This is a genomic window from Streptomyces sp. TLI_185 (assembly GCF_003814765.1).
Taxonomy (GTDB): Bacteria; Actinomycetota; Actinomycetes; order Streptomycetales; family Streptomycetaceae; genus Streptomyces.
This window is the reverse complement of the sequence record NZ_RKRB01000001.1, coordinates 4,979,536-5,006,512: the sequence shown is the minus strand read 5'-3', so window position 1 is coordinate 5,006,512 and position 26,977 is coordinate 4,979,536. Positions and strand designations below refer to the sequence as shown.

Annotated in this window: 15 protein-coding genes, 1 tRNA gene, 1 rRNA gene and 1 riboswitch; of the genes, 10 read left to right on the top strand and 7 right to left on the bottom strand. The window is 70.8% G+C overall.

The features are described 5' to 3' along the window. Positions 1 to 161: 161 nt before the first annotated feature. The 4 genes from EDD92_RS22970 (at position 162) to EDD92_RS22955 (ending at position 3,853) form a co-directional block, all read left to right on the top strand. Positions 162 to 235 (top strand) — tRNA-Met (locus EDD92_RS22970). A gap of 107 nt (positions 236 to 342) precedes the next feature. Beyond that, a complete protein-coding gene (locus tag EDD92_RS22965) occupies positions 343 to 1,425 on the top strand; it encodes a PP2C family protein-serine/threonine phosphatase (RefSeq protein WP_123966067.1) in 1,083 nt (360 codons plus the stop codon). Between the two features lie 173 nt (positions 1,426 to 1,598). Continuing rightward, positions 1,599 to 1,756, top strand: a riboswitch (cyclic di-AMP (ydaO/yuaA leader). An 11-nt stretch (positions 1,757 to 1,767) separates the two neighbouring features. Continuing rightward, positions 1,768 to 2,793, top strand: a complete 1,026-nt coding sequence (locus tag EDD92_RS22960) for a M23 family metallopeptidase (protein WP_123966066.1) — start codon at positions 1,768 to 1,770, stop codon at positions 2,791 to 2,793. 109 nt (positions 2,794 to 2,902) lie between these two features. Next, positions 2,903 to 3,853: an aldo/keto reductase gene (locus EDD92_RS22955; protein WP_123966065.1), complete on the top strand. Its 951-nt coding sequence runs from the start codon at positions 2,903 to 2,905 to the stop codon at positions 3,851 to 3,853. A gap of 12 nt (positions 3,854 to 3,865) precedes the next feature. On the opposite strand, the gene EDD92_RS22950 is transcribed toward EDD92_RS22955, so the two are convergent. From EDD92_RS22950 to EDD92_RS22935, 4 genes are all read right to left on the bottom strand, one after another. Next, entirely contained in the window at positions 3,866 to 5,185 is a 1,320-nt protein-coding gene (locus tag EDD92_RS22950; RefSeq protein WP_123966064.1) for a PrsW family intramembrane metalloprotease, read from the bottom strand. Positions 5,186 to 5,255: 70 nt separating this feature from the next. Continuing rightward, on the bottom strand, positions 5,256 to 6,119 hold the full coding sequence (trmB, locus tag EDD92_RS22945) for a tRNA (guanosine(46)-N7)-methyltransferase TrmB (protein WP_185124100.1): 864 nt from the start codon (positions 6,117 to 6,119) through the stop codon (positions 5,256 to 5,258). Positions 6,120 to 6,336: 217 nt separating this feature from the next. Continuing rightward, a complete protein-coding gene (lhgO, locus tag EDD92_RS22940; RefSeq protein WP_123966063.1) occupies positions 6,337 to 7,557 on the bottom strand; it encodes an L-2-hydroxyglutarate oxidase in 1,221 nt (406 codons plus the stop codon). Between the two features lie 80 nt (positions 7,558 to 7,637). Next, on the bottom strand, positions 7,638 to 9,062 hold the full coding sequence (locus EDD92_RS22935; RefSeq protein ID WP_099929881.1) for an MFS transporter: 1,425 nt from the start codon (positions 9,060 to 9,062) through the stop codon (positions 7,638 to 7,640). 683 nt (positions 9,063 to 9,745) lie between these two features. On the opposite strand from EDD92_RS22935, the gene EDD92_RS22930 reads away from it, so the two are divergent. Together EDD92_RS22930 and EDD92_RS22925 are read left to right on the top strand one after the other, a co-directional pair. Then, positions 9,746 to 11,845: an asparagine synthase-related protein gene (locus EDD92_RS22930; RefSeq protein ID WP_123966062.1), complete on the top strand. Its 2,100-nt coding sequence runs from the start codon at positions 9,746 to 9,748 to the stop codon at positions 11,843 to 11,845. 535 nt (positions 11,846 to 12,380) lie between these two features. Next, positions 12,381 to 15,728 (top strand): BTAD domain-containing putative transcriptional regulator, encoded by a 3,348-nt coding sequence (locus tag EDD92_RS22925; RefSeq protein WP_123966061.1) that lies wholly within the window; start codon positions 12,381 to 12,383, stop codon positions 15,726 to 15,728. A 21-nt stretch (positions 15,729 to 15,749) separates the two neighbouring features. Here EDD92_RS22925 and EDD92_RS22920 read toward each other — a convergent pair whose 3' ends face one another. Together EDD92_RS22920 and EDD92_RS22915 are read right to left on the bottom strand one after the other, a co-directional pair. Continuing rightward, positions 15,750 to 17,714 (bottom strand): sigma-70 family RNA polymerase sigma factor, encoded by a 1,965-nt coding sequence (locus EDD92_RS22920; RefSeq protein ID WP_123966060.1) that lies wholly within the window; start codon positions 17,712 to 17,714, stop codon positions 15,750 to 15,752. Positions 17,715 to 18,064: 350 nt separating this feature from the next. After that, positions 18,065 to 18,832, bottom strand: coding sequence for a TetR/AcrR family transcriptional regulator (locus EDD92_RS22915; protein ID WP_123966059.1), 768 nt, complete (start codon positions 18,830 to 18,832; stop codon positions 18,065 to 18,067). A gap of 386 nt (positions 18,833 to 19,218) precedes the next feature. Between EDD92_RS22915 and EDD92_RS22910 the strand changes: the two genes are divergently transcribed. Then, complete coding sequence (locus EDD92_RS22910; protein WP_123970499.1) at positions 19,219 to 20,598, top strand: NAD(P)/FAD-dependent oxidoreductase; 1,380 nt, start codon at positions 19,219 to 19,221, stop codon at positions 20,596 to 20,598. A 224-nt stretch (positions 20,599 to 20,822) separates the two neighbouring features. Then, the gene (locus EDD92_RS22905; RefSeq protein WP_123966058.1) at positions 20,823 to 22,469 is read left to right on the top strand and encodes a SpoIIE family protein phosphatase; all 1,647 of its coding nucleotides are present in this window, start codon (positions 20,823 to 20,825) and stop codon (positions 22,467 to 22,469) included. A gap of 136 nt (positions 22,470 to 22,605) precedes the next feature. Here EDD92_RS22905 and EDD92_RS22900 read toward each other — a convergent pair whose 3' ends face one another. Next, positions 22,606 to 23,883, bottom strand: a complete 1,278-nt coding sequence (locus EDD92_RS22900; protein ID WP_185124433.1) for an MFS transporter — start codon at positions 23,881 to 23,883, stop codon at positions 22,606 to 22,608. 122 nt (positions 23,884 to 24,005) lie between these two features. On the opposite strand from EDD92_RS22900, the gene EDD92_RS22895 reads away from it, so the two are divergent. Both EDD92_RS22895 and EDD92_RS22885 read left to right on the top strand, forming a co-directional pair. Next, positions 24,006 to 24,557: a MarR family winged helix-turn-helix transcriptional regulator gene (locus EDD92_RS22895; RefSeq protein WP_123966056.1), complete on the top strand. Its 552-nt coding sequence runs from the start codon at positions 24,006 to 24,008 to the stop codon at positions 24,555 to 24,557. A 646-nt stretch (positions 24,558 to 25,203) separates the two neighbouring features. Beyond that, positions 25,204 to 26,729: ribosomal RNA gene (locus EDD92_RS22885) — 16S ribosomal RNA — on the top strand. Positions 26,730 to 26,977: the final 248 nt, after the last annotated feature.

Here is a 26,977-nt window from a genome sequence, read left to right as displayed (position 1 = left end):
GCTGTGACATCAGCGGCTCCGCCGCGGGCCCCCGGACCCCGGCAGCAAAGCAGGTCGGCTGGGATCACCGGCGCGGACACCCGAAAACGCAGGTGAACGGGAGCGGCCGTAAACCCTGGCGCAGACAGCCCCGCGGATGGCGTATGCTGGTTACACAACGACGCGGGGTGGAGCAGCTCGGTAGCTCGCTGGGCTCATAACCCAGAGGTCGCAGGTTCAAATCCTGTCCCCGCTACTCAAGGCTCAGGGCCGGAGTCCAGTCACTGGACTCCGGCCCTGAGTGTTTCCCCCGGTCGGGCCATCCGGCTCGCCCCGCGCCGCCGTCCCGGGAAACCTGGAGGGGTGGAGCAGGAGGGGCCGATCTCATACGCGCGCACCTTTGTGCGGCTGCTCCCGGCGCTGCTGATCGTGGGCGGGACCTGCTACGACTACCTCACGCCGTCGCGGTTCACGGCGGGCCCCCTCTTCACCGCCGCCCCCCTGGTCGCAGCCCCGCTCTACTCGCGCCGGGGCACGGTCCTCACCGGCATCGCGACCGTCCTGGTCGTCACCGCGATCCACGCCGAGGTGGGGATCCTCCTCCAGGTGGAGGCGGTCACCGAGCTGGCCACCGTGGCGACGGTCTCCGTCCTGGCCGTCCTCATCAACCTCCTCGTCCGCCGCAGCCGCGAGGAGCTCGCCTCGCAGCGCGAGATCGCCGAGGCCACCCAGCGCGCCGTGCTGCCCGACCCCGCCGAGCGGATCGGAGGGTTCGCGATCGCGGCCCGGTACGAGGCCGCGCAGGAGGACGCGTTCATCGGCGGCGACCTGTACGCGGTGCAGGACAGTCCGCACGGCGTACGGCTGGTCGTGGGCGACGTACGCGGAAAGGGGATGGGGGCGGTGGCCGCCGTGGCCGTCGTCATCGGGGCGTTCCGGGAGGCCGCCGAGCAGGAGGCCACGCTGGAGGCGGTCGCGCAGCGGCTGGACCGGGCGCTGGCGCGCGAGGCGGCGCGGCGCGAGGGCATCGAGTTGTTCGAGGGGTTCACGACCGCCGTGCTCGCCGAACTCCCGCACGGCGAAGGCGTCGTACGCATCGTCACGCGCGGCCACCCTCCCCCGCTGCTGCTGTGCCCGGACGGCACCGTGCACACCCTGCACACCCGTGAGCCCGCCCTGCCGCTCGGCATGGGCGAGTTCGGGAGCTGGCCCGACCGCGCGGAGGAGACCGCCTTCCTCAGCGGGGCCACGCTGCTGCTGTACACCGACGGGCTGTCCGAGGCGCGGGACGAGCACGGCCGGTTCTTCGAACCCGCGGACCGGATCGCCGGCCGGGTCTTCCACGAGCCCGCGGCGCTGCTCGCCACCCTCGCGCAGGAGGTGCGCCGGCATGCCGGGGAGGCCATGACGGACGACATGGCGCTGCTCGCCGTAAGACGACCCTGAGGTTCCTGAGATTCCTGAGGTGCGGTCAACTCGCCCGTTTTTCGCCGTTCATGCGCCGTACGTCCAGGTCGGAAAGGTTAATGATCAAGCGGAACACCTTGGAATCGGCACCCCGGGTCTATTAACGTTCGATAACGCAGCGCGGTCGTCCCAGCCGTCACAAGAGGCGGCTCCGTGCGCACGCGCCGAATCCCGCAAGGGAACCGGGGAACCACCACCCTGGGGTGAATCGCGCTGATACCGCCGTGGCAGCACGGCAGGTATACGCGCGTAGGAGACCTTCCTGCTCCGAACCCGTCAGCTAACCCGGTAGGCGAGAAGGAAGGAAAGGAGCACGCCCACGTGGCGTCCAACCCGCCTGCCCCACAAGCCCCGTTCGCGCCGAGCACCGAGCCCTTCGGCTTCGCCGTCCGACGCACCGACGAGGGCCCGTGGGAGGAGTGGAATCCCACCGAGGAGTCCATCGCCCCCATCCGCGGCCGGCACCGCGTCGCCAAGCAGCGCGGCGGGGGACTCGCCCGCAGCTCCACGGTCCTGGGCGTCGGCGTCATAGCCGCCGTCGGCGCTGGCGGCATGGCCAGCGCCAACACCGGCAAGCCGCCGGTGTCGATCTCCATGCCCGATCTCGGCTCCGTGAGCCACGTGTTCGACGGCTCCTCCGATTCCCCCAAGGGTTCCGCGACCGCGCTCAGCGACGTCGCCACCACCTCCGAGGGCACCGCGCCGAGCGCAAAGGGTGCCGGTGAGGCGCTGCGCGACCGGATCATGGCGCAGGCCGAGTCGCAGCAGGTCCAGATCGACAGCAAGAGCCAGGCGGCCACCGAGGCGGCCCTCGCCAAGCAGATCGACGACGCCGCCGCCGAGGCGGAGCGGGAGGCCGCGGCCAAGGCCGCCGCCGCGAAGGAGAAGGCGGAGGCGGCGGCCAAGAAGGCGGCCGAGGCCGCGAAGCTCGCCGAGCTGGCCAAGCAGTTCCAGCTGCCGGTCGTCTCGTACACGATCACCGGCACCTTCGGTCAGGCCGGCTCCATGTGGTCCTCCGGCTACCACACGGGCCTCGACTTCGCCGCCCCCACGGGCACGCTGATCAAGGCCATCCACTCCGGCACCATCACGGAGGCCGGCTGGGCGGGCTCGTACGGCTACCGCACGATCCTCACCCTCGACGACGGTACGGAGCTCTGGTTCTGCCACCAGTCGTCGATCAGCGTCAGCGTGGGCCAGAAGGTCAGCACGGGTGACGTCATCGGCCGCATCGGCGCCACCGGCAACGTGACCGGCCCGCATCTGCATCTCGAGGTCCACCCCGACGGCCAGGCCACCGGCATCGACCCGATGACATGGCTGCGCAGCAGGGGCCTCAACCCCTGAGATCCGTATGTTCCTCGTCCGGCTCCCGGAGTGCCGTAGTCCGCTTGTTTACGGGATCTTTGCGCCCGTTGCGGAAGACCGGCATCCGGGGCGGGCGTTGACGTAAAGCATGACTTCTCCTTCTCTGCGCAAGCTCGGCTCCTCCGGCCTCGAGGTCTTCCCGCTCTCCCTGGGCGGCAACGTCTTCGGCTGGACCGCCGACGAGGCCACGTCCTTCGCCGTCCTCGACGCCTATGCGGCTGCCGGCGGCAACTTCGTCGACACCGCCGACTCCTACTCGGCCTGGGTCGACGGCAACCAGGGCGGCGAGTCCGAGACGATCATCGGCAAGTGGGTCAGGGCGCGCGGCAACCGCGACGACGTGGTGATCGCCACCAAGGTCAGCCAGCACCCCGAGTTCCAGGGCCTGTCCGCCGCCAACATCAAGGCCGCGGCCGATGCCTCGCTGCGCCGCCTCGACACCGACTACATCGACCTCTACTACACCCACTTCGACAAGCCCGAGGTGCCGGTCGAGGAGATCATCGGCGCACTCGACGAACTGGTGAAGGCGGGCAAGGTCCGGCACATCGCCGCCTCCAACATCACGCCCGACCGGCTCCGCGCGTCCCTGGAGTTCTCCGACCGCGAGGGCCTCGCCAAGTACGTGGCCCTGCAGCCCCACTACAACCTGGTCTCGCGCGACACCTACGAGGGCGAGCTGCAGGACCTGGCCGCGCGCTACGGCCTCGCGGCCGTCCCCTACTTCTCCCTCGCCTCCGGATTCCTCACCGGCAAGTACCGCCCGGGCGCGAAGGTCGACAGCCCGCGCGCGGGCGGCGCTGCCAAGCACCTGGAGTCCGAGCGGGGTCAGCGCGTGCTGGCCGCCCTCGACGAGATCGCCCAGGCCCACGACGCGCCGGTCGCCGCGGTCGCCCTGGCCTGGCTCGCGGCCCAGCCCACGGTCGCCGCCCCGATCGCGTCCGCGCGGACCGTGGAGCAGCTGCCGGCGCTGCTGGCGGTGGGCGAACTGACGCTCACCGACGCCGAGGTCGCTCGGCTGACGGAAGCGTCGGCCTGACCCTCTCAGGTCCTACGACCGGTACGGGTTGTACGCGGGATTCGGCACCGCCGGGTACCCGTACGCCCCGTACACCGGCCAGGGCGGCGCCGCCACCGGCACCGGGGGCGCCGTCATCCGCGCCGCGTGGTCCAGCGCCGGGCGCGCCACCTCGCGGCGCCGCCACAGCTCGTGCAGCAACTCCCGTTCCCTGACGACGAAGTCGGCGCCGGCGCGGCCACGGCGCCCCCGGTGCCGCAGGAAGGCCAGAGAGGTCGCGTACGCCTCGTACTGTGCGACCGCCTGGGCGGCAGGCTTGCCGAGGTGGCGGGCGGCGTGTTCGCGGGCCAGCCGGCGTGCCCGCATCGAACCGAGGGCGTAGGGCTCGGCGGGGGTGAGCCAGCCGGCGACGGCGTAGGCGGGCAGTTCCTCGCGCACCGTGCGCAGTTCGCGCTGGCGGGTCCAGATGACCAGCCAGGTCAGCAGGCCGAACGCGGGGACCATGAAGGCCGCGTACACCGCGAAGAAGCCGTACTCGCCGAAGTTCGAGGAGCCGTTCCAGATCGCGTGCATGCTCATCGCGAGCAGCAGGCCCAAGAGCGGGACGAGGACGCGCCGCAGGTGCTGGCGATCCGCGGAGAGCGCGGCGACGCCGAAGCCGATGCCGGTGAGGACGGTGAACAGCGGGTGCGCGAACGGGGACATGATGATGCGCACGAAGAACGTCGCCGCGGTGACGGAGGCGATGCCGCGGTCGCCGGTGAGCTGGTCGGTGCCGAAGGCGGTGCCCAGGTAGAGGATGTTCTCGGTGAACGCGAAGCCGGTGGCGGTGACCCCGGCTATGACCACCCCGTCGACGATCCCGGTGAAGTCCCGTCTGCGGAACAGGAAGACGAGCAACACGGCGGCCGCCTTCGAGGACTCCTCGACTATGGGCGCTATGACGGTCGCGCCGAGGGTGTCCGCGCTGGACGGGTCGGCGGTCGCCGTCGCTATCCACTTCGTGGCGAAGCTGTTGGCGACGATCGCTATCAGCGCCGCCGCACAGGCCCCCCAGGCGAAGGCGAACAGCAGGTTGCGCCAGGGGCCGGGCGCGACGCGGTCCAGCCAGCGGAAGGCGGCTATGAGAAGCGGCACGGGCAGGACGGCCAGCCCGAGCCCCACCAGGAACCCTTCGGTGCCGGTCTGTTCACGCACCAGGGCGAGGATGACGAGCCCGGAGAGCGCCAGCAAGGTGGTGAGGGCGCCGTACCGCACCGATCTGCGCTGCCACCAGTGAGCGTGCCCGAGCGCACCGCCGGCCGGGCCGCCGGGGTGTGGCGGATGCGTCGGGTACGGGGGAAAGGTGGCCACGGCATTGACCCTAACGAGGGAGGGCGCCGCCCGCGACGGTACTCCGGATTGCCCGCAGGGCCGTGGGGCTTCAGGCGCCGGTGGGGGGCTGGTTGTGGTGCTGTACGCGACGGAAGAGCAGGTCGTTCACGACATGTCCTTTGTCCAGTCCCTGGCCCTCGAAACGGGTCAGCGGCCGGAAGTCGGGACGGGGCGCAAAACCGCCCTCTGGCTGCGTGTTCTCGAACTCGGGATGCGCCGTCAGCACTTCGAGCATCTGTTCGGCGTACGGCTCCCAGTCGGTCGCGCAGTGCACGATGCCGCCCGGCCTGATCCGGGCCGCGGCGAGGTCGAGGAACTCCGGCTGGATCAGCCGCCGCTTGTGATGCCGCTTCTTCGGCCACGGGTCGGGGAAATAGACCCGCAGCCCGTCCAGCGAATCCGGGGTGAGCATCTCGCGCAGCAGGATGATCGCGTCCCCGTTGGCCACGCGGACGTTGGACAGCCCGTCGTGGTCGGCGAGGTTGAGCAGATTCCCCTGCCCCGGCGTGTGCACGTCCACGGCGAGGATGTTCGTCTCCGGGTCCGCGGCGGCCATCTGTGCGGTGGCCTCACCCATCCCGAACCCGATCTCGAGCACGACGGGATTGCCGTTCCCGAACAGCTCGCAGAGATCGATGGTCCGCTGCCCGTCGATGTCCAGCCCCCACTTGGGCCACAGCCGCTGCAGCGCATCCGCCTGCCCGGCGGTCACCCGGCTGCGCCGCGGCTGAAAACTCCGGATCCGCCGCTCGAAGTGCGACCCGGCAGGATCAGCCTTCGGCCCGTCCGGAAATCGGGGCTCGCCCTTGGCCCGGCTGTGCCGGACGGACACACCGGGGACGTGCGAGGAGTGCTCGCCGGGGGCGGAGCCGGCGGGCCTGGGGGCTTCGGGGGCGTTGAGGGAGTCAGACACAGTGGGGTCGATTTTACGGTGGCGTCGGCATGATCCAGCCCGTCGTGGGGGTCCCCCCGCTTGAGCGAAGCCGAGAGTGGGGGAGTTTGAGGACGAGGCCGTCCAGGCCGAAGCGGGGGTCTGGGGGCGGCAGCCCCCAGGGACGGGTAGGGGCGGCGGGGGCGAACTGCATCCATCAGCGGCTCCGCCGCGGGCCCGACTCCGTCGCCGGGCAACCTCACACCGAGCCCAGCATGGCCAGCGCCCGGCCGGCCACCTCCCGCCCGATCGGCAGCGAAGCGGTCGCCGCAGGCGAGGGCGCATTCAGCACATGCACAGCCCGAGCCCCCTCCTTGATCAGAAAGTCGTCCACCAGCCCCCCGTCCCGCAGCACCGCCTGCGCCCGCACCCCCGCCGCCGTCGGCACCAGATCATCCGCAGTCACCGCCGGCAGCAGCCGCCGCACGGCCGTCGTGAAGGCCCCCTTCGACACCGACCGCGCCAGCTCACCGGCCCCGTACCGCCAGTGCCGACCGGCCATTCGCCACGCTCCCGGCCAGGCCAGCGTCCGCGCCACCTCCCGCGGCCGTACGACCCCCCAGTCGTACCCCTCCCGCGCCAGCGCCGGCACCGCGTTCGGCCCGATGTGCACACCCCCGTCTATCCCGCGCGTGAGGTGCACGCCGAGGAACGGAAACGCCGGATCCGGCACCGGGTACACCAGCCCGCGCACCAGGTCCGGGCGGGCCAGCTCGTAGTACTCGCCGCGGAACGGCACGATCCGCATCTCGGGGTCGTCCCCGGTCAGCCATGCCACCTCGTCGCAGTACAGCCCGGCACAGTTCACCAGCACGCGCCCACGGACGACCTCACCGCTCGTCGTCCGCACGGCCACACCGAGCTCCGGCCGTCGGTCGATCCGCTCGACCCGCGCCCCGTACCGGATCTCCGCGCCCGAGGCCTCGGCCAGCTGCCGGGCGACCCCCACGAAGTCGCATATCCCGGTCGTCCCGACGTGTATGGCCGCGAGCCCGCGCACCTCCGGCTCGTACTCCGCGATCTGGGCGCCGCCCAGCTCCCGTACCGGAATCCCGTTCTCCCGGCCGCGCTGCACCAGGGCGTGCAGCCGTGGCAGCTCGTCCTTCTCGGTCGCGACGATCAGCTTGCCGGTGACGGCATGCGCGATCCCGTACTCCGCGCAGAACTTCACCATCTCCGCGGCGCCCCGCACCGCGTACCGCGCCTTCAGGGAGCCCGGACGGTAGTAGATCCCGCTGTGGATCACCCCGCTGTTGCGCCCCGTCTGGTGCCGGGCCGGCCCCGGCTCCTTCTCCAGCACGGTCACCCGCGTCCCCGGCGCGACACGTGTGATCGCGAACGCCGTGGACAGCCCGACGATGCCACCCCCCACCACCAGCACATCACAGTCGTAAGCGATCCCCGGCCGCACCTGCACCACCTCCCGCCTAGATAGTGCACTGCGCCACTGACAACCACTTCAAACGTGGGAGAAAAGAGGGCCTCCAGTGCTCCCCCGGCTCAGGCGGGGGCCATCAACAACGGCCGCGCCCGCTCCCGCAACTCCACCACCCGAGGCTCGTCCCCGTACGGCTCCAGCCGATGCAGAAGATCCTTCACATACTCCGTGGTCCGCGCGGACGAGATCCGCCCGGCCACCTCCACCGCCCGAACCCCCTGCTCGCACGCCGCATCAAGATTGCCGGACTCCAGCTCGGCCACCGCCGAGACAACCAGGCGCAGCCCGTGCGACCGCACGAACTCCTCCGTCGGCTTCGACAGCGCCTGCTCGGTGAACCGCCGCACCTGACGCGGCGCCTTCAGATCGCGGTAGCATTCCGCCGCGTCCGCCGCAAAACGGTCGTACGAGTAGAAACCGAGCCATGACGGGTCATTGTCGCCGTCGCGGGCCCGCTCCAGCCACCCTTCGGCGGCGCGCAGCGCCGCGCCCGCCGCCTGCGCGTCACCCGCGCGCGCGTGCGCACGTGCCTCGACGAGCCGGAAGAAACTCATGGTGCGGGCGGTCGCCAGCCCCCGGTTGCGCTCAAGGGCGGCCTGCGCGAGATCGACGCCCTCGTCGCCGAAGCCGCGATAGGTCGCCTGCAGCGACATGGACGCCAGGACGTACCCCCCGAGGGGCACGTCCGCCGCTGCCCGGGCCAGCCGCAGGGCCTGGATGTAGTACCGCTGCGCGGCCTCCTGCTGCCCGGTGTCGAAGGCCATCCAGCCCGCGAGCCGGGTCAGTTCGGCGCTCGCCCCGAACAGTGCGCGCCCGACCTCGTCCGAGTACGCACCCAGCAGCAGCGGAGCAGCCTCCACCCTCAAGCACTCGGGCACCATCGACGAACGCCAGTCGCCTCCGCCGTACTTGGAGTCCCAGCGCCGGGCGTCCTCGGCGGCCTCCCGCAGCTTCTGCACATCGCTGTGGCCGACTTTGAGCGGTGCGCCCGAGCCATCGGCGGAGTTCGCCTCGCGCGCGACCGAACTGTCGGCCGGTGTTATCAGCCACCGTGAGGCGGGCGTTGCGTATGCGCTTACTGCGAACGATCCGGCCAGCGACTGCCAGATGCCGCCGGAGCCGGCCCGGCGCCCGGCGAGGTCGAGACGGTAGAGCTCCGTCGCCGACCGCACCGCCTGTCCTACGTCCCTGGGGAAGGCGAGGCCCACTTCGGGTGCGGGATCCGCGTCCGCCAGGCCGATCTCGTGGAGCGGCACCGGGCGGCCGAGCTTCTGGCCTATCGCGGCGGCGATGAGGTGCGGCGCGGCACCCTGCGGCACCATGCCCTTCGACACCCAGCGCGCCACCGAGGTCTTGTCGTAGCGAAGAGTCAACCCGCGTTGAGCGCCAAGATCGTTGACGCGACGCGCGAGTCCTGCGTTGCTGATTCCCGCGAGGGCGAGAACGGCGCCGAGTTTTTCGTTCGGCCCGCGTTGCTCCCTGGACATGCGCCACCCCTCGACACAGACGGCTGCCGCGCTGGCATAACCACGCGGCATTCGTAAACCCAGCGTAGTTCGCCGCATCCCAAGCGTTAAGGGGCATTGTTCCGGATGGCGGGATTGTGGTCCGCACTGAAGTACGGGCCCGATACGCGCAGTTGCGCCATGCTCCCGCTGTGTGGCCGTGCGCCCGTCCGTGCGCTCTTCTCCGGCCATGCGGGGAGCGCTTCCATGGACGGTGCGTGGGTCGGCCCGCTGTACTGGATCCAGCGGGCTGGGGGACACCGCCGCCTTCATCCCCGCGGGCGGCGGACGGGCCCGGGGGGCGAACTCCGTCTCCCGGGCTGCGCGCGGGTGATGCGATGCTCAGAGCATGTACGGAGCGTGTCCAAGCCTGGCCCGCCATCACCGATTTGGCTGAAAATCGCCCCAGCACTTCCCGGGTAATTGCCGCTCCCACCACGGAACTTGAGGGCGCGAAGGGCGTTTTCGGGGAGCGTTTCGGGGGCGCATTCGCGTCGCAGACGCCTTGCCGAGTACGGGTGTTCGGCCCTCCGGTCGGTTGAGTGCCGAAGTGCCTTCCGGGGATCGTAAGCGGCTCCACCGCGCCTCCAGCGTGCGCCCTTCATGGCAGCATGGTGAACCAGTTCATACGGTGCACTGGTTGTCCACAGCCTGTGGAGGCGTCCATGCGGTGGTTGGTGGGGTGGAGCAGCACCGCCGCGAGGGCTCCGGAGATCGGTTCCGCGGGGGCCACCGGACAGGACGGCGAGACCGTGCACCCGGTGGGTTCCCAACTCCTGTGGGGCGACCCGGACCCGCTCTGGGCGGTCGGCGACTGGCGGCCCGACGAGGTGCGGGTGGTGAAGGCCGACGCCCAGACCCGGATCGCGGTCCTGGGCACGTGCGGGGCGTCCGACGAGCAGCTGCGGGTCGGTCTCTTCGCCGCGCGCGGAGGCGCACTCCGCCACCTGACGGCGTGGCCGGGCAGCTACACGGCGATCGTCCAGGTCGGCCGCCGGGTCACCGTCTGCGGCGACCTGGCCGGCGCCCGCCCTGTCTTCTACACCCCGTGGGCGGGCGGTACGGCCTACGCCACCGCCGCGCTCCCCCTCGCCGACCTCATCGAGGCCAACCTCGACTTCGGCCACCTCGCCGCGCTCCTCGCCGCCCCCGACGTACCGGCCGCGCTGCACGACTCCACGCCCTACGACGGCGTACGGCGCATTCCGCCGGGGCATGCGCTGATCCTGCGCGCGGGGGCGCGTGAGATCGCCGGCTACGAGCCGGTCGCGTCGCTCGCGGTGGCGGCTCCCTCGGCGGACCCGGACAGCGCGGTCGACGCGGTGCGCGACGCGCTGGTGGAGGCGGTACGCGCGCGCTTGGCGGCACCGAGACACGTCCCGGGCGCCGACATAGACCCGGGTCCCGTCCCGGGCATGGGCCCGGCGGAGCGCCGCGCCGCGCGCGGGATGCCGGTGGCGGGCATCGGCGCGGACCTCTCCGGCGGCCCGGCGTCCGGCACGCTCGCCCTGCTGGCGGCCGGCCTGCCGGGCATGCCGGGCACGGTCCTGGGCCACGGCACCGGCGCGGGCGAACGCCTGCTGGCGGTCACCTTCAACGACCTGGCGGTCGGCGGCCGCGAGGCGGAACTGGAGCGGGCGGGATCCCTGGCCGCCAACCCCCGCCTGCACCACGTCGTGGTGACGGGAGGCGAGGAGGCCCTCCCGTACGCCGAACTGGACGGCCCCCTGACGGACGAACCGGGCCAGTCCCTGGTGACGGCGGCCCGCCACCGCACCCGCCTGGCCGCCGGCAGCGCGGACCACTTCACCGGCTACGGCGCCCGCCAGGTCCTGGACGCGCACCCGGCCCGCCTGGCCGACCTCCTGATGGACCGCAAACGCCGGCACCTGGTCCGCCCCGTCGCGGCACTCGCGAAGGCGGACGGCTCGGTCATGGTCCCCGCGCGCGTGTACGGCGCGGCCCGGAAGCTGTCGAGGACCCCGTACCGGGCGGGCCTCGACCTCCTCGCCGAACGCCTCCTGCAGCGCCGCTTCGACGAGCCGGGCGGCGCTGTCGGCGCGTCCCTCGCCGCCCTCACCTGGGCCAGACCGGGCCCGGCGGCCCGCTGGCTGACCGGCGAGGCCCTTGCTGAAGTATCGGTTCGCCTGCAGGCGTCGACGAGCCGCGCGGGCGTGGGCCCGGCCCAACGCCCGGGCGACTACCGTGCACGCGCAGCCCTGGCCCGCCACGCAGCAGACCTGCGCATCCTGGAACAAGCAGCCGAGATCCGCTCCCAGCGCCTGCATGCGCCGTTCCTCGACAACCAGGTGGTCCGCGCCTGCCGCACCCTCCCGGAGGCGCTGCGCGTCCAGCCGGGCGCGCGTGCCGCGATCCTCCGTACGGTCCTGGAAGGCGCAGGCGTGAGCGACCTCCCACCCGGCTGGGGCGCCCCTTCCCACGCCTCGGCAGCGGTAGCGGCCCGCACGGGCCTCCGCGTCGCCGCGGACTCCCTGATGGCCCTGTTCGGCACCCCCCTGCTGGCGGAGGCGGGCCTGGTGGAGGCCCGAGTCGTCCGCAAGGCCCTACGCGCAGCGGCAGCAGGCGAACCCCTCCCCCTCGACGGCCTGGCAGACCTGGTCTCCCTGGAACTCTGGCTACGCCGCCTGCTGTCCCGCCGAGGAACCTGCTGGACAGGCACTCCCGCCCGCCAGAGAGCAGTACCGGCGGGCATCACACCCCGGAGGGGCGCACTGGCTTCTGGCGGGGGAGCGGGTGTGGCGTGAGCCCGAAGCCGTCGGTGCCCCTGCCGGGACGGACCTTCTAGTCGCCGGTCCGTGACTCTAGGCCCGTGTGGAGGTGTGGGCGGGGGCATCCGCTGTGGGCTGATGGTCATTTGCCGCCTGTTCCGGCATGTGAGGCGGACGGGGCCGCCCCCGTCCGCCACCCGCCGACGGGAGTTCCGCTGATCGCCGACCGTCACGCCCCAACCGGTCCGGTGTGTGATGTCGAGGCTGCCGTCCACAACCCCACCCACCCGCAGGACCCAGCCTCCACAGCCCGACCCGCGACTTTCAGCCCGTCCGGCGTTCGAGGACGAGTCCGTTCAGGCCGACCGGGGGCAGGGGCGGAGCCCCTGGCGGGTTCAGGGGCGGAGCCTCGCGGGGGAGGCGAGGGCTGCGGTGTCACGGGGTCGGGCTGGTCTCCGAAGTGGGGCCCGGGGCGAAGAACACCCCGGCGCCCCCACCCGCACAGGGCCCCCGAAACCCCGGCCTCCACAAACCACGTGCCCCACCCCCAACACCCGGCGACAATGACCTGGTGCGGTACAGAATCCTGGGCGTCACCCATGCAGAGGACGACCACGGCACCGCCCTACCCATCCCCGGCCAACGCCTCCGCACCCTCCTCACCGCCCTCGCCCTACGCCCAGGCCGAGTCACCACCACCGACACCCTCATCGACGAGGTCTGGTCGGACACCCCACCCCAGGACGCCCCCGCCGCGCTCCAGGCCCTCATAGCCCGCCTCCGCCGCACCCTGGGCAGACAGAGCATCACCTCCGCCCCCGGCGGCTACCGCCTCGAGGCAACCCAGGACGACGTAGACCTGTTCGTCTTCGAACGACTGGTACGCCAGGGCACAACAGCCCTCGACCACGGCGACCCGCACACCGCCGCACACACCCTGGACAGGGCCCTCGCCCTGTACCGCGGCCCCGCCCTCGCCGACCTCCCGGACCGCCTCGCCGCCACCCGCCCCGACGCGCTCCACCGCGAGGCGACAAGGGCCCGCATCGACGCGGACCTGCATCTCGGCCGCGCCCACGCCGCCGTACCGCACCTGAAGGAACTGACCGCGGCGCACCCGTACGACGAACCGCTGCACGCCCTCCTCATCCGCGCCCTGCGCGACACGGGCCGCCCAGCCGACGCCCTCGCCGCATACGAGACCGCCCGCCGCTCCCTCGCCGAAGGCCTCGGCACCGACCCGGGCCCACAACTACGCGCCCTGCACAGGGAACTGCTCACCCCGACGACAGCACCACATCGCACCCCCACCCCCACCCCCACGCCCGCCCAACCCGTACCCCCCACCCGCACCGGCAACATCCGTCCCCGCCTTACCTCTTTCGTGGGCCGGGAACCAGAACTCGACGCCATCCGTTCCGAATTGCACAGGGCAAGGCTCGTCACCCTCACCGGTCCGGGCGGCTCCGGAAAGACCCGCCTCGCCGAGGAAGCCGCCGTCGGGCTCCCCCAGGCGTGGCTGGTCGAACTGGCACCGCTGGACCGCCCGGAGGCGGTGCCCGGCGCGGTGGTCAGCGCGCTCGGTCTGCGCGAGACCGTGCTGATGACCACCGAGCTGACGACCCCGCAGGACGACCCCCTCGCCCTGCTCGTCGAGTACTGCGCCCCGCGCAGCCAACTCCTGATCCTTGACAACTGCGAACATGTCATCGAAGCAGCGGCAGCCCTCGCCGAGACACTGCTCACCCGCTGCCCCGGGCTCACGATCCTCGCCACCAGCCGTGAACCCCTGGGCGTCCCCGGCGAGTCCGTGCGCCCGGTCGAACCCCTCGTCCTCGACCAGGCGCACCGCCTCTTCGAGGAGCGCGCCTCCGCCGTCCGTCCCGACGCGGCCGCCGTGCTGCGCGACCGCGAGGCGGTGGAGGAGATCTGCCGCCGCCTGGACGGCCTGCCGCTCGCCATCGAACTGGCCGCGGCCCGGCTCCGGCTGCTCACGCCCCGCCAGATCGCCGACCGCCTAGACGACCGCTTCCGCCTCCTCACCTCCGGAAGTCGTACGGTCCTGCCCCGCCAGCAGACCCTGCGCGCGGTCGTCGACTGGTCCTGGGAACTCCTCGACGAGCGCGAGCGCACGGTGCTGCGCGAGGTCTCCGTGTTCGCCGGCGGCTGGGACCTCGCGGCGGCGGAGGCCGTGTGCACCGGCCCCGTGACCGATCTCGTCGGCGCGCTCGTCGACAAGTCCCTGATCGTGGCCACCCCGGCCGAGACGCCGAACGACGGGACCGGCTCCGGCGGCATGCGCTACCGCATGCTGGAGACCATCCACGAGTACGCCGGGGAGCGCGCCGCCGAGGCCCCCGAACTGCGCGCCGCGGCCGAGCGCCGGCACAGCGCGTGGGTGCGCGCGCTCGTGGAGGAGGCCGACCCCCTTCTGCGTTCCGCCGGCCAACTCCCGTGGATCTCCCGCCTGGAGACCGAGTTGGACAACATCCGCGCCGCCCTCCACCGTGCCCTCACCAAGGGCGCCGAGCCGGAGGCCGCCGCCCTCGCCCTGTCCATGGGCTGGTTCTGGTGGCTGCGCAACTACCGCCACGAGGCCGAGTCCTGGCTGGACCAGGTTCTGCGCCTGGGCGTCAGGCTGGACAAAAATCCCGCTCCCCAGGCCGCACGTCTCGCAGCCTGCACCAACCCCACCAACCCCATCGACCCCATAGATCTCGTAGACGCCTACCTCGCAGCCCCCCACGCCGAAGCACACCACCCCCACCACACCCTCCGCATGAACCTGCGCATGCTGCACCTGTTCATGAAGTCGGACACCCAACCGATGGACGTGCTGCTGGACGACCGGCTGCGTCGGTACGTCGCCCGGCTGCGGGAATTCTTCGAGCGGGGCGGTCCTGAGGCGGCCCGTATGCCGGGGCTCGTCTGGCCGTTCACCACCTTCGTCCTGGACAGCGCGCAGGACGTCCGCGCCGCCCTGGACGTCTGCGTCGCCAACTGCCGTGCCCACGGCGACGACTGGGCGGTCGGAGTCGCCCTGATGTTCCGTACGCACATGGCCGTCGACTCACCGGGCGGCATGGATGGCGTGGACGAGGACCTCGCGGAGCTCAGGGTGCTGAGCCGGCGCGTCGGCGACCGCTGGATGCGGGCCCAGGTGTGCAGCGCGGCGGGCGAGGCGGCGATGGCCAGGAGCCGTCTGGAGGAGGCCAAGGGCGAGTACGAGGAGGGGCTGCGGCTCGCCTACGAGGTGGGCGCGTACGCCGAGACACCGTTCCTGCTGGCCAGGCTCGCCGAGATCGCCTACCGGGCGGGCGACCGCGCGGCCGCGGTCAGCGGGCTGGACGAGGCGACCGCCGCCGCCGACCGCTACGGCGTACCGGACTCCAGGGCGTTCGTCCTGCTGATGCGCGCCCAGCTCGCGCTGGACGAGAAGGACACCGCCCGTGCCCGCGCGCTGCACGAGGCGGCTCGCGCGGAGATCGGACGGGGCACGCCTCCGCCGCAGTTCCTGGTGATGCTGAACGCGCTCGACGGCCTGGTGACGGTCGCCGAGTCGGGCCCGGTGCACGGACTGCCGAAGCTGGCCGACACCGTCCGTGAGGCGGTGGAGCGACGCTGCGCCGACGTGGTCACGGCGACCCTCGTGGACGGCGCGGCCGTCCTGCTGTCCGACCTCGGGGACCATCCGCGCGCAGTCCGCCTGCTCGCCGCCGCGAAGCACCTGCGCGGCGGCGAACCGCGCCTCATGCCGGAGCGCGCCAAGGCGGAGCGGGCCGAGGCCGCCGCCCGCGCCGCGCTGTGCGCCGAGGAGTTCGAGGCGGAGTCCACCCGGGGCGCCGCCCTCACCGCCGACGACCTCCTCGCCGAACTCGGCGAGGCCCTGCGCAGACACCCTGCCGAGCAGCTCCCGTAGCCCGGACCGAGCCGTACGACGCTACGAGCAGGTGAACTTCGACTCGGCCCAGTCCGCGAGCGTCAGCGAGTCGAAGCTGCTCTGCGGCTGCACGACCAGCCGTACGGTCCGGTGCCCCGCGAGGTTCACATGGACCGGGACCGCCTGGTGGCCGGCCTGGACCATCCCGGACTGCCACAGCCGCAGGCCGTCGGCGTAGACGGAGAAGTAGACCCTGCCGAGCCCCAGGGGCATGTCGTCGACGCCGACCATGGCGTCGTAGGCGGAGCAGGTGCGGTTGAGGTCGACGGTGACGGAGGACTCGCCGTGCACGGTCACGCCGTGCGCGTACTGCTTGCCGGCGATCGCCATGCCGTACCGCTGCCACGCCCAGCTGCTCTCGCCGAGCCGCATCTCGGGCTTGGTGCCGTCGCCGCCGAGGTCGTACGACAGTCCGCTCCACTGGTAGACGGCCGGAACCGGCGGCGGAGTCGGGGTGGGTGTGGGGGTGGGCGTCGGCGTGGGCTTCGGTGTGGGTTTCGGCTTGGGGGTGGGGGTCGGGGTGGCCTTCGGCCGGGGAGTCGGTGGCGGAGCAGGCGTGGGGGCCGCCGCGTGCACGATCACCGGCGGCTTCGGCTCGGGCTTCTTCTTCGGCGGGGTCGGCTCGGGCGACTCGGGCCGGACGGCCGGCGCGGAGGCGGGTGGCTTCGCGTCCGGCTTCCGGACCGGGGTGTCGCTCCCGGACATCGCGAGGGCCACTGCCACACCCGCGGCGGCTAGGACACCGGCGGCGATGCCGATCTTCGCGGGCGCCCCCAGCCCCTCGGAGGCCGCCGCGCCACCGGCGCCCGCCCCGCTGGAGGAGCCACCACTCGTCGCGGCGGCCGCGCCCGCGGCGCCCGCCGCACCGGCTCCGGTACCGCCCGCGATGAGCGCGGCCACCTTGGCGTACCCGGCGGCACCGAACCAGCCGATGACCGCGACCGGCACGACCCCCGGGATACCGCTGGCGACTTCCTTGATCTGGCCCGCGGCCAGCCGGCACTTGGCGCACTCCTCCAGGTGCTTGCGCAGCCCCCGCTCGGCACGCGTGCGCAGTCCGCCGCGGGCGTAGGCCCCGAGCCGGTCGGCGTAGCGGGCGCACTCCTCGTCGCCGGAGAGGGTGGCGCTGACGTGGGCCTGGAGGTAGGCCTGCTTGAGGCCCTCGCGGGCGCGGCTGGCGAGCACCCGCGTGCCGTTGGCGTCAAGACCGAAGAGCGTGGCGACCTCGCTCGGCGACTCGTCCTCGACCTCGGTGTGCCACAGCACGGCCTGCCAGCGCTCCGGCAGTGACCGGAAGGCCTGCATGGCCATGGACTGCTCGGCCTCGTGCATCGCGCGCACGTCGGCGCCCAGGTCCAGACCCGCTCCGAAGGAGCCAATGGATGCAGTGTCGTCCGACACCTCGGAGGAGCGCGCGGCCTGCGCGGCGAACACCGCGAAGTCGTCGACCAGTTGCTCCCGCTTCGCGGACTTCGTCCAGTTCGCGGCCACGCGCCGGACGGTGGTGAGCAGATACGCGCGTACGGCGTGCTCGGGGCCGTGGCCGCCGCGCACCGCCTGGAGCATGCGGGCGAAGACCTCGGCGGTGAGGTCGTCCGCGGTGTGGGCGTCGCGGCAGCAGGTGCGGGCGTACCGGCGCACCGCGTCCGCGTGGCGCCGGTACAGCTCCTCGTACGCGGTGTCGTCGCCCGAGCGCATCCGCCCGATCAGGTCGGCGTCGGAGGGCGGCTGATCCCTGGGCGGCGGCAGGACACCGTCCTCCCGCCGGTCGCGCTGCGCCGGGACACTGCCCTCGACGGGCTCGACCGGCTCGCCGCCCTGCGGAGGGATGACGGTCTCCGGGCGACCGCCGCCGCGCGGGACACCCGCCCGTCCGCCCGGCCCGCCCTGACTCGGCACCTGCGGCGAACCACCGGCCTCCGCGTCACCGTCACCCAGTGGCTCGTCCCGCCCGTCAACGCTCATCGCGGAAAGCCCCCGACGCCTGCCCAACCAGTCCCGAACACCGGGTCAGAGTGCCATATTGGCTTTTGTTCAGGACCCATCAGAGCGGACCATCCACCCGTCCGTGGGGACTTGTCGTGCCGTAGTACTAGCCATCGTCCATTCGGGGAAGGCTCAATTGACGCCCGACAGGCGGAAGTTGAGCGGCAGTTGAGTGGCATGCCGGAAATGTCCCGCTCATTCCCGGCCCACGCCGGGCGCGCGGGCTGCGCAGTGCCCACGCCCCACCGTCACCTCTTCGAGTTACGGACCGTTCGAGTTACGGGCTGCCGGTGACGCTGACACGCCCGCCCCGCAGACGGGCCGCCACCTCAGGCCGGCCGCGACCGCAGCCCCTCCAGCAGGATGTCGAGCAGCCGTGCCGAAGCGGCCGCCTGCTGGGCCGCGTCCGGCAGCGAGGGCGCCGCCGTCGCGATGACCAGCAGTACGTCCGAGACGGACACGTCGGCCCGCAGCTCACCCGCCGCGCGCGCCCGCTCCACGAGCTGGCCCACGACCTCGAGCAGCGCCGCCGCGCCCGTGTCGTCCTCCGCCGAGACCTTCGGGGCCCCTTCGGGAACGAGCCGCAGCTCCCCGGAACCCGGCTGCGTCCGCTGCTGCGGCACCCGGGCCTCGTCGAAGACCGTGCCGTCGGACCCCTCGTCGCCGACCGAGACCCGCAGCACCTGCGGCGGCAGCAGCCGTCCGGCGCCCGAGGCCACCGACGTGCGCAGGAAGCGCGAGAGCGCCGACCACGGCTCGTCCTCCTGGCCGAGCGCCGCCCGGGCCTGGTCGGTCAGCCGGGAGGTCTCCTCCTCGGCTATCCGCCGCACCAGGACGTCCTTGCTCGGGAACCGCCGGTACACGGTCCCCACGCCCACCCGCGCCCGCCGCGCCACATCCTCCATCGGCGCGCCGTATCCCAGCTCGCCGAAGACCTCGCGCGCCGCGCGCAGTACGTGTTCCAGATTGCGCTGTGCATCCACGCGCAGCGGCGTCGTCCGCGAGGCGTCCCCGCGTCCGTTGCTTGCCGCCGCGCTCACCATGCCGCCCGATGTCAGTGCAGATGCGGACGACCAATGAGAGTCCTGAACATGCATAAGTGATCCCCCGGTAATGACGTCTCCCCCCGGAGACTCTCCCCGCCATTCATTGGTTGCCGGAGCGTGGGAACAAGCCTGGTTCACCGGCCCGCCCGTCGCGGACTCGACGACCGATGAGCGCATCCCCCTACACCCCGTCGAGACACGAACATAGTTGAGAGGGAGTCAATTCAGAAGGGGCAGGTTCCGCACAGAGCGCCCCTCGATCGGAGTACGGGTCGCATAAGTCCCGATTGCGCCCCTCAAGGTCATCCGGCACACACCCGCTGACCTGCAATCCTTCCGAGCACTCGGGCAATTCGGCCAACCCTGGGCGCCCCCGGCCCCCCGTCACACAAATTGTCGGGGCTGTGGACAAACTCAAGCGCTGGGTGCGTCATGGGATGGTGAAGGAACGTGCGCGCATTCTCGTTGTCGGCGGCGGCTACGTCGGGATGTACACGGCCCTGCGTCTCCAGCAGAAGCTGAAACGGGAACTCAGGCGGGGCGAGGCCGAGATCACAGTGGTCACTCCCGACCCGTACATGACCTATCAGCCATTCCTTCCCGAAGCGGCCGCCGGTGCCATTTCACCCCGGCATGTCGTCGTACCGCTGCGCCGAGTCCTGGACCAGTGCCATGTCGTCGTAGGCGAGGTCCAGTCGATCGACCACGCCAAGCGCACCGCCACCGTCATGACCCTCGCCACGGAGGAGGAGGGAGCCGGCCCCGAGCACATGACGTACGACGAACTCGTCCTCGCCCCCGGCTCGATCTCGCGCACGCTGCCCATCCCCGGCCTCGCCGACCACGGCATCGGTTTCAAGTCGGTCGAGGAGGCCATCGGCCTGCGCAACCACGTCATCGAGCAGATGGACATCGCCTCCTCCACCCGTGACCCCGCGATCCGCGACGCGGCGCTCACCTTCGTCTTCGTCGGCGGCGGCTTCGCCGGGGTCGAGGCACTCGGCGAACTCGAGGACATGGCCCGCTACGCCGCCCGCTACTACCACAACGTCCGGCCCGAGGACATGAAGTGGATCCTCGTGGAGGCCTCGGACCGCATCCTGCCCGAGGTCGGCGAGGAGATGGGCCGCTACACGGTCACCGAGCTGCGCCGCCGCAACATCGACGTACGCCTGCAGACCCGCCTGGAGTCCTGCGCGGACCGCGTCGCCGTCCTCAGCGACGGCGCCCGCTTCCCGACCCGTACGGTCGTGTGGACGGCCGGCGTGAAGCCCAGCCCGCTGCTCGCCGCCACCGACCTCCCGCTCACCGCACGAGGTCGGCTGAAATGCACCCCCCAGCTGACGATCGACGGCACCACGCACGCGTGGGCGGCAGGAGACGCGGCCGCCGTCCCCGACGTCACCGCCGCCGAACCCGGCACGGAGACCGCACCCAACGCCCAGCACGCGGTCCGCCAGGCCAAGCTCCTCGGCGACAACATCGCGCACTCCCTGCGCGGCGAACCCCTTCAGACGTACTCCCACAAGTACGTCGGCTCGGTCGCCTCCCTGGGCCTCCACAAGGGCGTCGCCCACGTCTACGGCCGCAAGCTGAAGGGCTACCCTGCCTGGTTCATGCACCGCGTCTACCACCTCAGCAGGGTGCCCACGTTCAATCGCAAGGCCCGTGTCCTGGCGGAATGGACCCTTTCGGGCCTCTTCAAGCGGGAGATCGTCTCACTCGGTTCGCTCGAACATCCCCGAGCGGAGTTCGAACTCGCGGCCGGTGGAAAGCCTCCTACCGACCCGATGAACGACCCGAAGGGGTCGTCCTGACCGGACCGAGGAACTCCACCGACCGGGTGGGCGTCTCACGGATGTCGCCCCGGTAGGCCACACTGCCAGACTGATCCCCGCCCCCAGGGCGAGCAGATGCTCGCCCTTCGAACCCAAGAGGCTCTCTCCACCGTGCTGCATCCCGGGGGCGTCACGCCCCAGCCCTCCGGCCGGGTCCGGAGTCGGCCGAAGACGCCGAAGACGACGACACGAGGCAAGGATTCGTGAACTTCACGCGCTGGAGCGCCCGGCTCCCCGGAACGCAGCGCCGCGCCGCAGCGCGGACCGATCACACGGCCGCCCCCGACCGGCAGGCCGAGGCCCCGGGCGCCGTGCCCGCGGCCCGCGCCGAACAACTCACCGACGAGCACGCACCCGTACCGGCCGTCGACGAACTCCCCGTCCGTGAGGTCCTCGACCGCGTCCCGGCCCTCGTCGCCCTCGTCCACGGCCCCGACCACCGCGTCGCCTACATCAACGACGCCTATGTGACGGCCTTCGGCGTACGGCCGCTCGGCGAGCCCGCCCGCGAATCCCTCCCCGAACTCGACGAACTGGGCCTGCTCCCGCTCCTCGACCAGGTCCTGCGCAGCCGCAAGCCCCGTACTCTCAAGTCCCGCAAGGCCCCCGACGGCCGCTCCTACACCTTCACCTGCACCCCGGTGACAGAAGGCGAGAACGCGGGCGTACTGGTCTTCGCGACCGACGTCACCGACCACGCCGAGGCCGCCGAACGCCTCCGCGCCAGCGAACGCCGGCAGCGCGAAACAGCGGTCACCCTCCAGCGCTCGCTGCTGCCCCAGGAACTCGAGGAACCGGACGACCTGCGCATCGCCGCCACCTACCAGCCCGGCGGCACCGAGGCGGCGGTCGGCGGCGACTGGTACGACGTCATCACCCTCGGCGGCGGCCGCACGGCCCTCGTCATCGGCGACGTCATGGGCCGAGGCGTACGAGCCGCGGCCGTCATGGGCCAACTCCGCACCGCGGTCCGCGCGTACGCCCGCCTCGACCTCCCCCCGCACGAGGTCCTGCAGCTCCTCGACGGCCTGGCCACGGAGATCGACGCCAACCAGATCGCCACCTGCGTGTACGCCATCCACGACCCGAACGAGGGCCGCCTGGTGTACGCCTCCGCCGGTCACCTCCCGATCCTCGTCCGCGACGAGAGCGGAGTGGTCCTGCGCGCCGACGAACCGACCGGCCCGCCCCTCGGCACGGGCGGCTGGATGCACGCCTCGGGCTCGATCCCCCTGGGCCCCGGCTCCACAGCCGTCCTCTACACGGACGGCCTGGTGGAACGCAGGAACGAGGACCTCGACGAGGGCATCGCAGCCCTGGAGCGAGCCCTGTCCGGCGCCACGGGCACCCCCCAGGTCGTCTGCGACCGCCTGGTCCGATCGGCAGGCGTGACGGCGGACCACGACGACGACGTCGCCGTCCTGGTCCTCCAGCACCCGGCGCGCACGGGCCCGGACAGCGACCTCTTCCGCAACGCGGCCCTGGAACTCCTCGGCGGCATCGAAGCGGCCCCACGCGCGCGTGCCTTCGCCTCCGGCGTCCTGACGAGCTGGCGCTTCCCGACCGAACTCCACGACCTCGGCGTCCTCGCGGCCAGCGAACTGGTCGCCAACTCCCTCCAGCACGGCACACCACCCATGCGCCTGCGCCTGCGCCGCACCGACCGCCGCCTGATCATCGAGGTCACCGACGGCGACGACCACCTGCCCCGCCGCCGCCGAGCGGAACCCGGCGACGAGTCGGGCCGGGGCATCGCCATCGTCGCGACGATCGCCTCGAACTGGGGGTCGCGCCGGACGCCGGGTGGTGGCAAGGCGGTGTGGTGCGAGTTCGTCCTCCCGAAGACCTAGCGCCGCGGGGCTTCGGGCCGCGGCATTCACGCCGCCGCTGCGGGCAGTCGTGCCGCTGGGGCGGCTCCCGACCCAAGGAGAGCAGCACCTCCAAGCGAGCAGCGCCCGAACCCGCCCACCCGCAGCACCGGGTGCGTTACGCCTCCGTGGCCACAGGCTGGGCAGGCGCCCCACCCCGGGCAACCACTCGTGTCCCGCGCGCCACCCACGGCTGATCCTGCACCGCAGTGAGCCGCCGCCCCAGCCGCAGCGCAAGCACGCTGATCCCCAGCGAGAACAGCAGGAACGTCACGATGTACGGCGCGTGCAGCGAGGCCCCCAGCGGCCCGCCCACCGCCGGCCCGACGGCCAGCGCAAGCTGCTTCACCAGCGCGAAGGCGGAGTTGTACTGCCCCGCCATCCCCGTCGGCGCAAGATCGGCGACCAGCGGAGCGACGGTCGGCGACAGCATCGCCTCACCCAGCCCGAACAAGGCATACGTCGACACGAACGCGGCCGTCGCCATCTCCTGGCTGCCGTGCCCGAGCCCGGCGTACCCGGCCATGACCCACGCCACGGCCCAGATCAGCCCGACACCGGCGATCACCCGGGACCGGCGCCGGCGCTCGACGAACCGCAGCACGGCGAACTGCGCGACGACGATCATCAGGGTGTTGGCGGCCAGCGCCGTCCCCAGCGCGGACGTCGAGATTCCCGCGGCCTCGACCCCGTACGCACTCAGCCCCGACTCGAACTGCCCGTAGCAGGCGAAGAACAGCACAAAGCCCAGAACGCACAGCTGCACCATGGCCCGGTTGCCTAGCAGCTGCTTCCAGCTGCCCTTCGCGGACTGCGAGGGCGCGCCCTCGATGCGCGGGGAGTGCGGCATCCGCACGGTGGTCATCACGACCGCGAGCAGCAGGAACACCGCTGCCTCGATCGAGAACAGCAGGGTGAAGGAGTCGACGCGCGTAGAGTCCACAAGAAGGCCGCCGATGAGCCCGCCGACACCGAGCCCCAGGTTCTGCAGGAAGAACTGCATGGCAAAGGCGCGCGAGCGGCTGTCCGCCGTGGAACAGTCCACGATCATCGTCGCGAGCGCCGGCTGCATCACGGCCTGCCCGGCCCCGAGCGCGGCCGCCGACACCAGCACGGCGGTGCTGTTGCTAGCCAGCCCCAGGCTCAGCGCCCCGATGGCGGCAGTGACCAAGGCGGCGAGCAGGACCGGCCGGGGACCGCGCCGGACGATGGCCCGCCCGGCGAACGGCAGCACGATCAGCGCGGCCACAGCAAAGACGGCGAGTACGAGTCCCGCCGTCATGGCCCCCAGCCCCCGCACCTGCGCCACATAGACGTACAGGTAGGGGACGGTGAAGCCGAGCCCGAACGCGCTGAGTGCGTTGCCCACGTGGATCCGGCGCATCGCTGCGCCCATCGCCCTGGTCACGTTCACCTCTCTCAGTAGTTAGGAGTGAAGACTTAGAACCTAAAGTTCGAAGCTAAACAGTACACCCAGAAGAACTTCAACGCCAAGCACGCCCGTGCCATACTTCGCCCATGGGCGACACCCCCGGCACCCTCGGCGAACCGACACTCGAAGAGCAGATCGCCGCCTACCAGCGCGAGTTCCGGGACCTCGACCCCCAGGTCGAAAAGATCGTCTCGGCCCTCTCCCGCCTGAACCGCCGCATGAACGTCGCCTACGGCCGCCAGACCTCCGCCCTCGGCATCAGCAACGCCGAGTGGGAGGTCCTCAAGGCCCTCGTCCTCTCCGGCGCCCCCTACCGCCTGGGCCCGAGCGATCTCGCCAAGCGCCTGGGACTGACGCCGGCCGCGATGACCCACCGGATCGACCGCATGGTCGCCGAGGGACTGGTGACCCGGGAGCGCGACGAGTCCAACCGGGTCCGGGTGATCGTGGAGCTGACCGCGGAGGGCCGCGAGAAGTGGCTCGAAGCGATGCGCATGGCCACGGTCTTCGAGGAGGACCTCCTCCAGGACCTGTCCCTCGACGAGCGCACCGCCCTCGGCGAGGTCCTGACCCGCCTCCTGCGTAGGGTGGAACACGCCCAGCCTGACGCGGGCGGACGCCTCACCGACCTGGACTGAAGCCCGACTTAAAAGATCTTGACAGAGGGTGCTTGACAGCGGTCTCGCGGATCCGTAAAGTTCTTCGGGTTGCCACGGAGCCGTAACGGTTCTGCGACAGCACCTCCGCCGCACGAGCGGCACCTCAAACCATCAGAACGATCTCCCAATGGGATTGATATCGGCGTGCCCGAATTCAATTCGATTCGGACTCGGCAGCTCGATTAGGAACTGCCGAAGGGATCCGCTAAGGTTTGAGACGTCGGAACGGCCCAACGGCCGGGAGGACAGCCCCTCTGACTGGGAGTCAGGCCCGAAAGGATCTGATAGAGTCGGAACCGCCGGAAAGGGAAACGCGAAAGCGGGAACCTGGAAAGCACCGAGGAAATCGGATCGGGAAACGGTCTGATAGAGTCGGAAACGCAAGACCGAAGGGAAACTGCCCGGAGGAAAGCCCGAGAGGGTGAGTACAAAGGAAGCGTCCGTTCCTTGAGAACTCAACAGCGTGCCAAAAATCAACGCCAGATATGTTGATACCCCGTTCTCGGCCGTCATGGCCGGGGCGAGGTTCCTTTGAAAAAACACAGCGAGGACGCTGTGAACGGCCGGGCTTATTCCGCCTGGCTGTTCCGCTCTCGTGATGTGTGCACCCGATTACGGGTAAACATTCACGGAGAGTTTGATCCTGGCTCAGGACGAACGCTGGCGGCGTGCTTAACACATGCAAGTCGAACGATGAAGCCCTTCGGGGTGGATTAGTGGCGAACGGGTGAGTAACACGTGGGCAATCTGCCCTTCACTCTGGGACAAGCCCTGGAAACGGGGTCTAATACCGGATATGAGCCTGGGAGGCATCTCCCGGGTTGTAAAGCTCCGGCGGTGAAGGATGAGCCCGCGGCCTATCAGCTTGTTGGTGAGGTAACGGCTCACCAAGGCGACGACGGGTAGCCGGCCTGAGAGGGCGACCGGCCACACTGGGACTGAGACACGGCCCAGACTCCTACGGGAGGCAGCAGTGGGGAATATTGCACAATGGGCGAAAGCCTGATGCAGCGACGCCGCGTGAGGGATGACGGCCTTCGGGTTGTAAACCTCTTTCAGCAGGGAAGAAGCGCAAGTGACGGTACCTGCAGAAGAAGCGCCGGCTAACTACGTGCCAGCAGCCGCGGTAATACGTAGGGCGCAAGCGTTGTCCGGAATTATTGGGCGTAAAGAGCTCGTAGGCGGCTTGTCACGTCGGGTGTGAAAGCCCGGGGCTTAACCCCGGGTCTGCATTCGATACGGGCAGGCTAGAGTGTGGTAGGGGAGATCGGAATTCCTGGTGTAGCGGTGAAATGCGCAGATATCAGGAGGAACACCGGTGGCGAAGGCGGATCTCTGGGCCATTACTGACGCTGAGGAGCGAAAGCGTGGGGAGCGAACAGGATTAGATACCCTGGTAGTCCACGCCGTAAACGGTGGGAACTAGGTGTTGGCGACATTCCACGTCGTCGGTGCCGCAGCTAACGCATTAAGTTCCCCGCCTGGGGAGTACGGCCGCAAGGCTAAAACTCAAAGGAATTGACGGGGGCCCGCACAAGCAGCGGAGCATGTGGCTTAATTCGACGCAACGCGAAGAACCTTACCAAGGCTTGACATACACCGGAAACATCCAGAGATGGGTGCCCCCTTGTGGTCGGTGTACAGGTGGTGCATGGCTGTCGTCAGCTCGTGTCGTGAGATGTTGGGTTAAGTCCCGCAACGAGCGCAACCCTTGTCCCGTGTTGCCAGCATGCCCTTCGGGGTGATGGGGACTCACGGGAGACCGCCGGGGTCAACTCGGAGGAAGGTGGGGACGACGTCAAGTCATCATGCCCCTTATGTCTTGGGCTGCACACGTGCTACAATGGCCGGTACAATGAGCTGCGATACCGTGAGGTGGAGCGAATCTCAAAAAGCCGGTCTCAGTTCGGATTGGGGTCTGCAACTCGACCCCATGAAGTCGGAGTTGCTAGTAATCGCAGATCAGCAGTGCTGCGGTGAATACGTTCCCGGGCCTTGTACACACCGCCCGTCACGTCACGAAAGTCGGTAACACCCGAAGCCGGTGGCCCAACCCCTTGTGGGAGGGAGCTGTCGAAGGTGGGACTGGCGATTGGGACGAAGTCGTAACAAGGTAGCCGTACCGGAAGGTGCGGCTGGATCACCTCCTTTCTAAGGAGCATCTAGGCCGCCGGGCATGTCCTGGTGGTCCAGGGCCATTACGTCGGCAAACGTCCGACGGTGGTTGCTCATGGGTGGAACGTTGATTATTCGGCACTTTCAGTCATCTCGGGCTGCCAGTACTGCTCTTCGGAGCGTGGAACGCTGATCACGAGTGGCGGGAGTGCCGGGCACGTTGTTGGGTGTCTGAGGGCACGGCCGTGAGGCTGCCTTCAGTTGCCGGTCCCAGTGAACTCCAG